Genomic DNA, 13,515 nt, shown 5'->3' on the forward strand with positions numbered 1-13,515 from the left:
ACCGCCATATCGAGTTAAAGTGACCAACATAATGTCCAACATAATGTATGGACATGAGCTATGTGAACTATTCTACGAACTATATAGCGTTCTGGATTTAAGTTCAGAGACGTCTGCTGATGAATTGCTGAACGAGATTAAAAGTAAGTTAAACGAAAATGAAAACTTCACTCTTATTAAGCAGGTGACTGAAGGTGTGGTAAGAAAATCATTTGGCCTCATCGAGGGTGGTAGTTTATTGAAGGCGAAAGCTGTGCTTTTGCTTATAATCTGCATCGTCTGCCCCGACCTGGATGACTGTCCAGTGCCACTTATTGATGGTGAGATGGATCAAATTGCTTTGAGTTTTTCGCTGGAAAGGATGCAGAAGGGTGTATAATTTAAGAAATGTGGGAAGGTGTGTAAATTTTAACGAATTGCGGTGAGCTTTATTAGATTTGGTAAGTAAGTTGGGGGGCATCTATGGTATGGCGTGCGGATCTTTGATTTGAGGTATGGGGGTGTGTCTGAAATCTGGAGGTGTATCACAGGTGGGCGGGCGGTCTTGTGAATTCTAAAGGTAGCCGTCCACCGAACGGTGGACACCACCGTGGCCCGACCGGTCGCTACCGACCCCGCGACCCGGGTCACACACTGGGGGTATGTCGCAGCTCCCCGCCGTCCAGATCAGCGGCCTGACCAAGACCTACGGGAACAAACGAGTCCTGGAGAACCTGGACCTCGCCGTCCCGGCCGGCACCGTCCTGTCCCTCCTGGGTCCCAACGGCGCCGGCAAGACCACCGTCGTCGAGATCCTCCAGGGCCTGCGCCGCCGCGGCGGCGGAACCATCACCGTCCTGGGGGAGGATCCCGCTCGAGCCTCGCGCGCCTGGCGCGCCCGCATCGGCGTCGTCTCCCAGACCTCCACCGACCTCAAGGACCTCACCGTCACCGAGGCCGTCAGCCACATCGCCCGCTTCTACTCCCACCCCGCCGACGTCGCCGAGACCATCGACCGCGTGGGCCTGACCGACGACGCCCGCACCCGCGCCGCCCGCCTGTCCGGGGGCCGTCGCCGCCGCCTCGACGTCGCTCTGGCCATCATCGGCCGCCCCGAGCTGCTCTTCCTCGACGAGCCCACCACCGGCTTCGACCCCCAGGCCCGCCACGTCTTCTGGGACCTCGTGGGCGGCCTGCGCGCCGGCGGCACCACCGTCCTGCTGACCACCCACTACCTCGACGAGGCCGCCCACCTGGCCGACGAGGTCGCCATCATCCTGGGCGGCCGCGTCGTCGAGCACGACACCCCCGAGGCCCTCGCCCGCCAGGCCGGAAGCCGGCGCACCGTCAGCTGGATCGAGGACGGCGTCGAGCGCAGCGAGGTCACCACCACACCCACCGCCGTCGTCCGCAGCCTCTTGGACCGTCTCACCGGACCCGACGGCGAGGTTCCCGGCCTCCAGGTTCACACCCCGAACCTCGAGGACCACTACCTCGAGCTCGTCTCCCGGCACCATTCACAGCAGCCTGCCCCCTGACCCGCCGGCGCGCCCTCCGTTCCCCTCCCCAGCGCGCCGGCGTCCCCGTCCTCCTCCGTCATTCCAGTCCCCTCGTTTCGTTGTCTCCGTCTCCCGTCCGTCAGTGTGAGGAGCCCCCATGGCGACCGTTCTCGACCCCAGTGCCCTGCCTCAGCCCGAGCCGGACGCCGCCGGCCCCGACCCGGTACCCACGCTGGACCTCTCCTCCGTCCCCAGGCCCGCGGCCCAGCGACCCGGCAGCGCATCGGCCGCCGTCCTGACCCTCACCTGGGCGAGTCTGGTCAGCTTCGTACGCGAGCCCATGGCCTTCGTCATGGGTCTCCTCTACCCCCTGTTCATGCTCATCCTGTTCAACGCCGTCTTCCCCGGTGAGATGAGCGGCGGCATCACCTACGGCGAGTACATGCTGCCGGCCATGATCACCATGGGCGTGCTCATGACCTGCATGCAGATCCTGGCGATCTCCGTGGCAGCCGAACGGGAGTCCGGTGAGCTCAGGCGCCTGGCCGTCCTGCCCGTCCCCGCCTGGGCCTATGTGGCCGCCAAGTGCCTGGCCAATGTCGCCCTGTCGGTGCTCAACATCGTCGTCCTTATCGGCGTCGGCCGCCTGGCCCTGGGACTGAGCCTGCCCGCCGCTGCGGCTTCCTGGGCCCTGGCCGCCCTGACCCTCGTGCTCACGATCGGGGCCTGCACCGCCCTGGGCCTGGCCGTCGGCCGCTGCTGTCCCTCCTCGCGCGCCGCCTCCGGGGTCCTCACGCCGGTCATCATCATCCTCCAGTTCGTCTCCGGTCTCTTCCTGCCCCTGTCCCAGCTGCCGACCTGGATGGTCCACGGCTTCTCGGTCCTGCCGGTGCGCTGGTCGGCCGAGCTCATGCGCGAGGCCTTCCTGCCCGCCACCGCCGCCGTTGCCGAACCCGCCGGGACCTGGGAGACCGGCAAGGGACTGGCTGTCGTCACCGCCTGGCTCGTGGGCGGCGTCGTGGCCGCCGTCGTCATCACCCGCCGCGATACAGTGGACAGATGACCCGGGAGACGCAGGATCTCGTGTCCTGGCCCCGTGACCTGTGCGGAAAGCTGCGCCTGGCCTGTGAGGGCACGGACAGCCCCACGGGCGTGTACCCGCCGCTCGACCGGGCGGGCCTGCCCCGGTGGGTCTGGTGCCTCCTGACCTGGACGCTGGCGGTCGCCAACCTCGTGGCGGTGCACTACACCGACCTGGCGATGCCGGGATTCTTCATCGTGCTGCCGATGCTCTGGTGGGTCTACACCAGGTGGTGGGCCGCCGTCGTGGCGCACCTCGTCTTCGCGGCGGGATTCGCCGCCGCAGGTTACCTCCGAGGCGACGGCGACGAGTCCTGGTGGATCAACCCCCTCATCATGGTCGTCGTCGTCCTGGTGACGGGCACCTGGGGCACCTGGGTCCACATCGTCCGCTTCGAGGCCATCCACGCCCTGGCCGACAAGGAGGAGGCACTCACCGCCCTGGCCCGCACGCAGAGCGAGCTCGTCGCCGCCGAGCGCGCCGCGGGCATCGCCGCCGAGCACGAGCGCTGGTCCCACGAGGTCCACGACACCCTGGCGCAGGGGTTCATCTCCGTGATCAACCTCGCCCAGACGGCGCTCAATGATCTCGTCGAGCACCCGAACGGTGATCCCCATGAGGCGCGAGCCCTGTACGGGCTGCTCGCCGAGATCGAGGCCGTGGCCCGCGACAACCTGGCCGAGGCCCGGGCCCTGGTGGCCGGCGAGAGCCCCAGCGCCCTGCGCGACGACGGCCTGGAGGCCGCGCTACGGCGCCTCGCCCGGGCCCAGGAGCACCACGGTGTGGACATCTCCCTCGTTGCCGAGCTGCCGGCCCAGATGTCCTCCGCGTTCCAGGTCGCGGTCCTGCGCATCGTCCAGGAGTCTCTGAGCAACGTCGCGCGTCACGCCCAGGCGCAGCACGTCGACGTCGCCGTCTCCCCTTCCGAGACCGGAGAGCTGATCGTCACCGTCGCCGACGACGGCGTCGGTGCGGGAGGGGCGCCGGAGGGAACGGGGCTGACCGGGATGCGGGCACGCGTGGAGACCCTCGGTGGGACGCTGACCGTCGACCCGCTTCAGGAGCCCGATGAGCACGGGCGTGTCGGAACCGTCGTCGAGGCCAGAATGCCCTTGTGAACGACGTCGGCCCCACCTCAGCGAGCACCCCGGGATCCCCGGACGGCTCCGCCGGCCCGTGCCCGCCACCCGGCTCGAGCGGCCGCCGGGTCCGCCTCCTGGTGGTCGACGACCACCCGGTGGTGCGCTCCGGGATCGTCGGCATGCTCACCGGCGAGACGGATCTCCAGGTGGTCGGTCAGGCCGCCGACGGCGCCGAGGCCATCGCCCTGACCGCCGAGCTGGCCCCCGACGTCGTCCTCATGGACCTGCGCATGCCCGGTCTCGACGGCGTCGAGGCCACCCGCCGGATCTCCGCGCGCCCCGCCGCGCCCCGGGTCGTGGTCCTGACGACCTACGACACCGACGGGGACATCCTGCGCGCCGTCGAGGCCGGGGCCATCGGCTACCTCCTCAAGGACTCCCCGCGCGAGGACATCATCGCGGCCGTGCTCTCCGCCGCCGTGGGCCGCAGCGTGCTGAGCCCGGCCATCACCACCCGGCTCGTCGGTGTGGCGCGAGGCGCCGCACCCGGCGCGCCCGGCTCCTCACGCCGGGCTGAGGCACCGGTGACCCTGTCACCGCGCGAGAGGCAGGTCCTCCAGGCGGCCTCTCGCGGACTGTCCAACAGCCAGATCGGGGCCGAGCTCTACATCACCGAGGCCACCGTCAAGACCCACCTGCTGCGCGCCTACTCCAAGCTCGGCGTCGACTCGCGCACGGCCGCCGTCACCGAGGCCCTGCGCCGCGGCCTGCTCGACCTGGGCTGAATCCCGGCTCGTCCTGCCCCGCGCGCCTCGCCTCGGCCACCGCCGGTGCGGTCGTACCTTGTGTCTCGCGTTCGAGGGGTAGAGGGTACGAACGCGCGACCTACCCTACGAACGCAATGAGGCCGGACACCGGGCCGCAGGACGGGCCGGAGAGCGCGGGGTCCTCGGCTTGAGCCGACCCGGCTCAAGGCTGACTCACGCCTACCGCGAACAGGGGCATGGGCAAGGCATCCGGCTGGTTAGCCTTGTCAGCACGTGCCCCCAGCGCCATCTCTCCGCGGCGCTGCGACATCCCTCGCCACCACCGGACGAGTGGTCCCGCACCGAGCACGTGCCGAGGAGGAACTACTGATGTTTGAACGCTTTACCGACCGCGCCCGACGCGTCGTCGTGCTTGCGCAGGACGAGGCGCGGGCCCTGAACCACAACTACATCGGCACCGAGCACCTCCTTCTCGGCCTCATTCACGAGGGCGAGGGAGTTGCCGCCAAGGCGCTGGAGTCCATGGACATCTCCCTGGAAGCCGTGCGCAGCCAGGTCATCGAGATCATCGGTGAGGGCCAGTCGGCCCCCACCGGTCACATCCCCTTCACGCCGCGCGGCAAGAAGGTCTTCGAGCTGTCCATGCGCGAGGCCCTCCAGCTCGGCCACAACTACATCGGCACCGAGCACCTGCTGCTCGGCCTGCTGCGCGAGGGCGAGGGCGTGGCCGCCCAGGTCCTGACCAACCTCGGCGGCGACCTGTCCAGCGTGCGCCAGACCGTCATGCAGATGCTCTCGGGCTACGAGGGCAAGGAGACGGTCAACGCCGGCGGCCCCTCCAAGGAGGGCACGCCATCGGGCAGCGCCATCCTGGACCAGTTCGGCCGCAACCTCACCGCCGCCGCCCGCGAGGGCAAGCTCGACCCGGTCATCGGCCGCAAGAAGGAGATGGAGAGGGTCATGCAGGTCCTCTCCCGGCGCACCAAGAACAACCCCGTCCTCATCGGGGAGCCGGGCGTGGGCAAGACCGCCGTCGTCGAGGGCCTGAGCCAGGCCATCGCCCACGGCGACGTCCCCGAGACCCTGCGCGACAAGCAGCTCTACTCCCTGGACATGGGCTCGCTCGTGGCCGGCTCGCGCTACCGCGGTGACTTCGAGGAGCGCCTCAAGAAGGTCCTCAAGGAGGTGCGCACCCGCGGCGACATCGTCCTGTTCATCGACGAGATCCACACGCTCGTCGGTGCCGGCGCCGCCGAGGGGGCCGTCGACGCCGCCTCCATCCTCAAGCCCATGCTGGCGCGCGGCGAGCTCCAGACCATCGGTGCCACCACCCTGGAGGAGTACCGCAAGATCGAGAAGGACGCCGCCCTGGAGCGCCGCTTCCAGCCGGTGACCGTCGACCAGCCCAGCATCGAGGAGACCATCGGCATCCTCACCGGCCTGCGCGACCGCTACGAGGCCTTCCACCGCATCGTCATCACCGACGAGGCCATCGAGGCCGCCGCCAAGCTCGCCGACCGCTACATCAACGACCGCTTCCTGCCGGACAAGGCCATCGACCTGGTCGACGAGGCCGGCGCCCGCCTGCGCATCCGCCGCATGACGGCCCCGCCCGAGCTGCGCGAGATCGACGAGAAGATCGCCGAGGTCAAGCGGGAGAAGGAGTCCGCGATCGACGACCAGGACTTCGAGCGCGCCGCCTCCCTGCGCGACGACGAGCGCCGCCTGGCCGACGAGCGCGCCGCCAAGGAGAAGGCCTGGAAGTCCGGTGACCTCGACCAGGTCGCCGAGGTCGACGAGGCGCTCATCGCCGAGGTCCTGGCCATGTCCACCGGCATCCCGGTGGTCAAGCTGACCGAGGCCGAGTCCGCCAAGCTCCTCAACATGGAGTCCGAGCTCCACAAGCGCATCATCGGCCAGAACAAGGCCATCGAGGCCCTGTCGAAGTCGATCCGTCGCACCCGCGCCGGCCTGAAGGACCCCAAGCGACCCGGCGGCTCCTTCATCTTCGCCGGCCCCACCGGCGTCGGAAAGACCGAGCTGGCCAAGGCCCTGGCGGAGTTCCTCTTCGACGACGAGGACGCCCTCATCCAGCTCGACATGTCCGAGTTCGCCGAGAAGCACACGGTCTCGCGCCTCTTCGGGGCCCCTCCCGGCTACGTCGGCTACGACGAGGGCGGCCAGCTCACCGAGAAGGTGCGCCGTCGGCCCTTCTCCGTGGTCCTGTTCGACGAGGTCGAGAAGGCCCACCCGGACATCTTCAACTCGCTGCTGCAGATCCTGGAGGACGGACACCTCTCCGACGCCCAGGGCCGCGTGGTGGACTTCAAGAACACCGTCATCATCATGACGACCAACCTCGGCTCCAAGGACATCGGCAAGTCGGTGGCCACCGGCTTCCAGTCCACCGAGTCCGGCGCCATGGACTACGAGGAGATGAAGTCCCACGTCAACCGCGAGCTCAAGCAGCAGTTCCGGCCCGAGTTCCTCAACCGCGTCGACGACCTCATCGTCTTCCCGCAGCTGACCAAGGAGGAGGTGCGCCAGATCGTCGACCTCATGATCGCGCGCCTCGACAAGCGCCTGGCCGAGCAGCAGATGACGATCGAGCTGACCGACGCCGCCAAGGAGCTCCTGGCCGAGCGCGGCTTCGACCCGGTCCTCGGCGCCCGTCCGCTGCGTCGCGCCATCCAGCGCGACATCGAGGACGCCCTGAGCGAGAAGATCCTCTTCGGGGAGATCGAGCGGGGGCAGAAGGTCATCGTCGACGCCGAGGGCGAGTCCATCCTGGGCGAGTTCATCTTCCGCGGTGAGCCCTGGGAGCAGGGTGAGGCCGAGGTGGCCGCGCTGCGCGAGGCCGAGGAGGCCGCAGCCGGCGGTGGGGGAGGAGCCTCCGCCCCGATGCGCATCCCCTCGACGCCGATCAGTCGCGACGGCGGCGCCTCACCGGCCGCCGAGCCGGGGCACTGAGCTCCACTATCAGTCCCATACGATGGGCCGCAACCCGGGCGGGTTGCGGCCCATCGTCGTCCGGGGCGAGGGCGGCGCCTCCCTGCGCCCGCCCCTGCACCCGCGCCTTGGTGCGAACCACAGTGAGGCCGGCGGTGCGCAGCTGTTCCGTCACCATATTTTTCCAGGTGGCGACCGTTTCGGTGCGTGGCCGGGCCTGGTGGATGGCCGCCGGGGATCGTGAATAATGACAGGACTCGAAGGCGGGATCGTCACGGGATAAACAGATGAAGGTTTAATGGAGCCTGGGTACGCCAAGAGAATAAACTGAAAGTTCGGCTTGACCGTCTCATGTGCGCCCTCTGCCGGATACAGTGGAGTGACGCTCCGGCGAAAGTCGTCCCTAGGACCTGGTCGGTCGGTGTCGTCGCTCCGCGCTGTGCGGGGCTGTCTTAACCGTCTCTGCCCGTTCTCGTCCGTTACTGTCCGTAGCTGTCTGCCCTCATTCAGGCTGCCGTTGCACTCCTCATCCACGGTTCTGAATGCCCGGCTCGGATCGCCTGCGTGCGCTCACGCATCCTTGGTGCCACTACTCCCATGACCCAACTCAGATACGAACCGCGACATTTTCATCAGCACCGTTTCCCGCGCCTGCGGACCGCCAACGCTGCTGCGGCCCTGAGCGCCGTCGGCCTGGTCACGGCGGTGCTGTCCTGGATCGCCTGGCCGATGACCGGGACGATCGGCGTCCTGGTCGTCACCGTCCTCATCGGTCTGGGGCTCGTCACGGCGCCCCCCACCCGGGCGCTCAAGCGCGGTGGCATCGCCCCCGGGGCCCGCTGGCACTGGGGGGCGGCCATGCTCCTGGGGATGTCCCCGGCGATCCTGCTGGGTCTGACCTTCCCCGTCGTCTCCCAGAAGATGGCCGCCAGCACCATCGACGGAACGGGCCTGCCGGTCATCGTCCTGAGCGTGTCGGTGGCAGTGCCCTGGCTCAGTCAGATCATCGGCACCCCCGTCTACCGGCTCCTGGGCGACTCGATCGGCCGCGGCCCGAGGGCCGTCCTGGAGCGCTACTGCTCCATCTGGCCGGCCCTGTTCCTGTGGGCGCTTCTCCCCACGGCGCTGGAGGTCCTCGTCATGGCCGCCGTGACCGGCTGGAACCTGCGCGTCATGGGGGTGCACATCGCCCTGCTCCTCCTGCACGTCGTCTTCGTCCAGTCGCTCATCGTCGCCGACGTCTCGGGCCGGCGCCGCCTGTGGTCGGTGGGCTGGCTCTTCTACGCGGTCGCCCTCATCGCCGAGCCCACCTGGTGGTACCTGCCCCCGCTGCTGGGCACCCTCAGCCAGGTCCTGTCCATGGGGCGGTCCCTGGGCAGGATCCTGCGCCCCCGGGGTGTGTCCACCGGCATCCTCATGCAGGACATGCTTCGAGGTGCGATCCTGGGGGGAGTGCTGTGGTCAGACAAGTTCTTCCTCTTCCTGGGTGCCGGTCGCGACTTCGACGTGGCACTGGTCTACCTGTGCCTCCAGCCCGCCGTCGTCGCCTACTGCTACTACTTCGCGGTCACCGCCCCGCGGGTCAACACCGAGATCGCCATGTTCCAGACGGTCCTCAAGCGCGAGGGAATGGCCAGCCTGCGTGACCGGGGGCGCACCCTGCGCCGCCTGCTGGACGCCAGCCTCATCCGTGCCTGCGTCGTGGGGGTTGCCGGCATCATCATCGTCATCTGCTCCATGGCGCTCATCGCCCCCGAGCAGGTGCCCCTGGTCCTCGAGGTGTGCCTCTCCTCGACCCTGTTCACGGTGCTGACCCTCCTGAGCTACGAGATCGACCACATCGGCGACTCGACCTCCGCCCTGCTCCTGTCCGGCATCCACGTGGCCGTCGCCGCGGCCCTGCTGCTGCGTGTGGCCGGCACGGGCGCCTACCTGCCGCTGGCCGGCGTCGACCTCGCGCTGTGCGCGCTGGGCCTGCTGCTCTACCGCAGGCGGTGGGCCGCGCCGGAGTACTCCTTCTTCTGGGGAAAGGCCATGTCCTGGTGAGCTCGTCGTCGTCCTTCCGCGCCCGGCTGGAGAGTCTTCCGCTGCGCTACTCGGCCCCAGCCGGCGGCTACGCCCCGATGCCCAGTCCCGACGACGCCCCCGGCATCGGCGACCGGGGCCAGGACTCCGGTCCCACGGTCAAGGTCGGCCCCGACGGCTACGGCGTCGTCGTCACCACCGGCGGGTCGAGCGCTCTGAGCGGCCCCTCGGGCCCCAGTGCCGCCAGCGCCCGGAGCGCGCCCGGTGCTCGTAGTGCTGCCAGCGCCCGGAGTGCGCGCAGTGCGCCCGGTGCCCGCAGTGCCGCCAGCGCGCCCGGTGCCCGCAGCGCCCCCGCTACTCCTAGTGCCGCCAGTGCCTCAGACGCGGCCGGAGCGCCCGATGGACACCGGGCCCGTCGCAGCCAGCACCTGGCGGAACCTCGCGGCGTGACAAGGGCGGTCGGCACGCCAGCCGCGGTCGACGCCGCGAGCTCCGAGCTCCCGGGGCGCACCGCCCCTCGCGACCTTCCGCCGGTGAGCGAGTCGGCAGCGACCCCCGAGGTCCCCGCGGCGCCGATCTACGGCGTCGTCCAGACCCCGGCTCCGGCCGGTTACGGAGTGGTCCAGCCGCGCCCCCGGTCCCCGGAGCCGGCCGCCCCCTCGGAGGGCGCCGAGGTCCTGGACTCCCCGATCTTCGGGACCATGCGCTCAGAGCCCGTGCCGGCCTCTCCGCCGGCCTCGGCAGGCTCCCCGGGATCGGCGGGATCCGTGGCCTCGCCGGAGCGGGCGGCCTTACCGGAGCGGGCGGCCGGGCCGGAGACCCGGGCCGCGTCGTCGACGCCCGACGAGGGGGCCGACGAAAGCGTCCTGCCGTCGCCCGCCCCGGTGGCGCCCTTCCAGGAGACGGTGCTGGCCCCGGAGGCGCAGGCCCCCGTCGTCGGCCCGGACGGAGCCGGTATCCCCAGTGACTCTGTTGGCCCTGGTGTCCCCGGTGGCCCCGTCGGTACAGCGGGTGCGGCCGGTACCCAGGGCGCGGGAGGCGCGGGCTCACCGAGCCCCATGGCGCCCACCGCCATCGCCTGGGAGTCCGTGGCCTCGGCCGCCTCCGACGCCGCCGCGATCCCGCTGTCCCAGCAGAACGCCGAGGCCGAGGAGGAGGCCCAGGCGGGCGCGGCCGAGCTCCTCCAGGTCCCCGAGGAGCCCGAGCCGGAACCGGACACCCAGACCCTGCCCGACGGCGTCCCCGAGGACGGCGTCTACGTCGACGTCGACGTCGCCATCGTCATGGAGTCCACCTACCCCTACCTCAAGGGCGGGGTCTCCGCGGTGGTCCACGACATCATCACCGGCAACCCCGACCTGACCTTCGGCATCATCCACATCACCTGGGACTCCCACTCGGCGCTCAAGGACCTCTACGGCATGCCGGACAACGTCGCCTGGGTCCGGGTCCTCTACCTGTCCATGGAGGAGCACCAGGAGGACTTCCTGCGCGCCCGCCCGCGCGACCTGCGCATGAACCGCCGCCAGCGCCGCGAGCTGTCCCGCCGCATCCTGGGCGCCCTGCTCGCCCTGGCCCAGGAGGGCCGCACCGAGCCGCTGTGGGAGATCATCAGCGAGGGCCTGAGCGCCTCGCGGCGCTACCCGGTCTGGGCGATCCTGGGGACGCGCGAGTTCATGGAGGCCTACCACGACATGATGCCGGACCTGGGGATGTCGATGACCGACATCTTCTGGTGCCTGCGCGACTTCTTCTCCCTGGCCTACGCGGTCCTGGCCGAGCCGGTCCCGCGCGCCTCGGTGTACCACGCCCACACCACCGGCTACGCCATGCTCCTGAGCGTCAACGCCGCCCGCGAGCACGGCACCCGGGTGCTGCTGACCGAGCACAACCTCTACGTGCGCGACACGGTCAACACCCTCCTGGAGCGCCGGATGGACCTCAACATCACCCTGCAGGACTACCGCACCTTCGACGTCACCGGGCGCGAGCGCATGTGGATGGCCTGGTGGCTGGAGATGGGGCGCCTGTGCTACCCCTACGCCTACGCCTCCACCTACCTCTACCCGCGGGCCATCACCGAGGCCAACGAGCTCGGAGGCGACGCCGGTCGGGCCATCGTCATCCCCAACGGCATCGTCACCGAGGAGTTCGACGCCTCCTATGCCGCCCGCCTGGCCGCCATCGAGGAGATCAAGAAGGAGGGCGCGGACAAGCACCTGTGGAAGCTCGTGTACATCGCCCGCGTCGTGCCCATCAAGGGGCTGCTGGACATGATCGACTCGGTGCGCCTCATGGTGGACCGGGGGCTGAACATCCACCTGGACGTGTGCGGGCCCACCGAGCACATGCCCTCCTACTTCGAGCAGTGCCTGACCCGCATCGTCGAGCAGGGCCTGGAGAGCGTCATCACCATCCGCGGCACCGTCAAGGTCCGCGAGCTCCTGCCCGAGTTCGACCTGTTCGTCCTGCCCAGCTACAACGAGGGCCTTCCCGTGGTCTCCCTGGAGACCATGGGGGCGGGCATCCCCACGGTGAGCACCGACGTCGGCGCCGTGCGCTCCGTCGTCGAGGACATGATCGTCACCGAGGACGGGCAGACCTGGGACGCCTGCGGCATCATCATCGAGCCCGGCGACCCCGCCGTCATGGCGGACAAGGTCCAGGAGGTCATCAGCGACGTCGAGCTCTATGAGCGCCTGAGCCTCAACGCCCGTGGCCGCGTGGAGGCCGCCTACGACCTGGTCAAGGTCAACGCCTCCTACAACAAGATCTACCGTCAGGGCGGGGCCGGCGAGCAGGCCCGTCCGGAAACCGACCAAGGAGGAGCATGAGGAGCAGCACCGGCGGCGTCGGAGCCTGGATCCGTTACGGCAACCCGCTCGAGCCCGGGGAGCTGGACTTCGCGATCGCCCACTACCGGGCCGCGATCCTCCAGCCCTGGGAGACCGAGGCCGCCGCCCGCCTCAAGGAGGCGCGCCCGGACATGACGGTCCTGGCCTACCGGTGCCTGTCCTCCACGCGCGACTTCGAGCCGGACTCCATGCGCGCCTCCGGGCTGTCCTACCGCGAGGCCCGCCGCCGCGGCTGGCTCGCCAAGCGCGACAACGGGGACCTGGTGGAGTGGAGCACCTACCCCGGCCACTTCCAGGCCCGCGTGTGGGACCCCGACTACCGCCGCCGCTGGGTCGAGGAGGTCTGCCAGGCCACCGCCGGCACCGCCTTCGACGGCATCATGGCGGACAACGACGTCTTCGACGACTACTACGACCTGGACTTCCCGCTGGAGGGCATCGCCGACGCCGCCGCCCTGCGCGCCGAGCTGAACACCTTCGTCGACCAGGTCGGCGCCGGGCTCAACAGCGTCGGCAAGATCCTCATCCCCAACGTGGCCGAGGCCCGCCGCGAGCCCGGTCGCTGGGACCGCCACTCCGCCTGGGGCGGCGGCTTCGACGAGTGCTGGCTGGGCTGGGGGGATGACCACCTCTTCGACGAGGCCACCGCCCTGGCCCAGATCCATGAGCTGCGCGGCCCCGGCCTGTCCATCGTGCGCACGCCCGACGGCGGGGGCGGCGGCACCGGCACCCGGGGCGATGGCGCTACCCGCCTCCCCTACGGCCTCTACGGGCTGGCGGCCTTCTGGGTCTTCGGAGGAGGGGAGGGCGCCTACGCGGCCACCGGCCACGACGACTACTCGCGCACCCCCTGGTTCCCGGCCCTCGACGCGGACCTGGGGCGGCCGCTCGGGCGGCCCCAGCGCCGCTCGGGGGCCTGGGTTCGCGAGTTCGAGGGGGGCCTGGCCGCCGTCGTCCTGAGCGGCGAGGGGCAGGCCGGGCTGGAGCTGCCCGCGGGCCTGGTCCTGCCCGGCCCCACCGGCGCGCCCGACGGCGAGCCGCTGCCCACCCGCGTCACCCTGCCGGGCCACTTCGGCCTCATCGCCCTGCGCCCCTGAGTGGCGCCGGCGCCGGCTCCCGTCAACAGCTGGCGATACTGCACGAGGTCCGGGGTCTACTGGCTGGGACTCGGGTGTACTCCACGAGGGTCCGGACCTCGTGGAGTGAGGACATCCCCTGGCCATTGGCACCCGTGCGGGCCCTTCGGGCCGGGGCCGGCCGTGTTCGCGGCTGGGCGAG

The 13,515-nt window shown here is 69.8% G+C and carries 9 protein-coding genes; all 9 read left to right on the forward strand.

Annotation, left to right across the window (positions count from 1 at the left end; genetic code table 11):
• Window positions 1-19: 19 nt before the first annotated feature.
• Window positions 20-379, forward strand: a complete 360-nt coding sequence (locus EL340_RS13725; RefSeq protein ID WP_126415087.1) for a hypothetical protein — start codon at window positions 20-22, stop codon at window positions 377-379.
• 262 nt (window positions 380-641) lie between these two features.
• Complete coding sequence (locus tag EL340_RS13730; RefSeq protein ID WP_126415088.1) at window positions 642-1,517, forward strand: ABC transporter ATP-binding protein; 876 nt, start codon at window positions 642-644, stop codon at window positions 1,515-1,517.
• Window positions 1,518-1,635: 118 nt separating this feature from the next.
• On the forward strand, window positions 1,636-2,541 hold the full coding sequence (locus EL340_RS13735; RefSeq protein ID WP_232023106.1) for an ABC transporter permease: 906 nt from the start codon (window positions 1,636-1,638) through the stop codon (window positions 2,539-2,541).
• Entirely contained in the window at window positions 2,538-3,677 is a 1,140-nt protein-coding gene (locus EL340_RS13740) for a sensor histidine kinase (RefSeq protein ID WP_126415089.1), read from the forward strand. Before EL340_RS13735 ends, EL340_RS13740 begins: the two co-directional genes overlap by 4 nt.
• Window positions 3,674-4,426, forward strand: coding sequence for a response regulator (locus tag EL340_RS13745; RefSeq protein ID WP_126415090.1), 753 nt, complete (start codon window positions 3,674-3,676; stop codon window positions 4,424-4,426). Before EL340_RS13740 ends, EL340_RS13745 begins: the two co-directional genes overlap by 4 nt.
• A 351-nt stretch (window positions 4,427-4,777) precedes the next feature.
• On the forward strand, window positions 4,778-7,378 hold the full coding sequence (locus EL340_RS13750) for an ATP-dependent Clp protease ATP-binding subunit (protein WP_126415091.1): 2,601 nt from the start codon (window positions 4,778-4,780) through the stop codon (window positions 7,376-7,378).
• 576 nt (window positions 7,379-7,954) lie between these two features.
• Window positions 7,955-9,403, forward strand: a complete 1,449-nt coding sequence (locus EL340_RS13755) for a phosphatidylglycerol lysyltransferase domain-containing protein (protein ID WP_126415092.1) — start codon at window positions 7,955-7,957, stop codon at window positions 9,401-9,403.
• On the forward strand, window positions 9,400-12,216 hold the full coding sequence (pelF, locus tag EL340_RS13760) for a GT4 family glycosyltransferase PelF (RefSeq protein ID WP_126415093.1): 2,817 nt from the start codon (window positions 9,400-9,402) through the stop codon (window positions 12,214-12,216). Before EL340_RS13755 ends, pelF begins: the two co-directional genes overlap by 4 nt.
• Window positions 12,213-13,334 (forward strand): putative glycoside hydrolase, encoded by a 1,122-nt coding sequence (locus EL340_RS13765; RefSeq protein WP_126415094.1) that lies wholly within the window; start codon window positions 12,213-12,215, stop codon window positions 13,332-13,334. Before pelF ends, EL340_RS13765 begins: the two co-directional genes overlap by 4 nt.
• The last annotated feature ends 181 nt before the right edge of the window (window positions 13,335-13,515 follow it).

It is taken from the genome of Actinomyces viscosus (assembly GCF_900637975.1).
Taxonomy (GTDB): Bacteria; Actinomycetota; Actinomycetes; order Actinomycetales; family Actinomycetaceae; genus Actinomyces; species Actinomyces viscosus.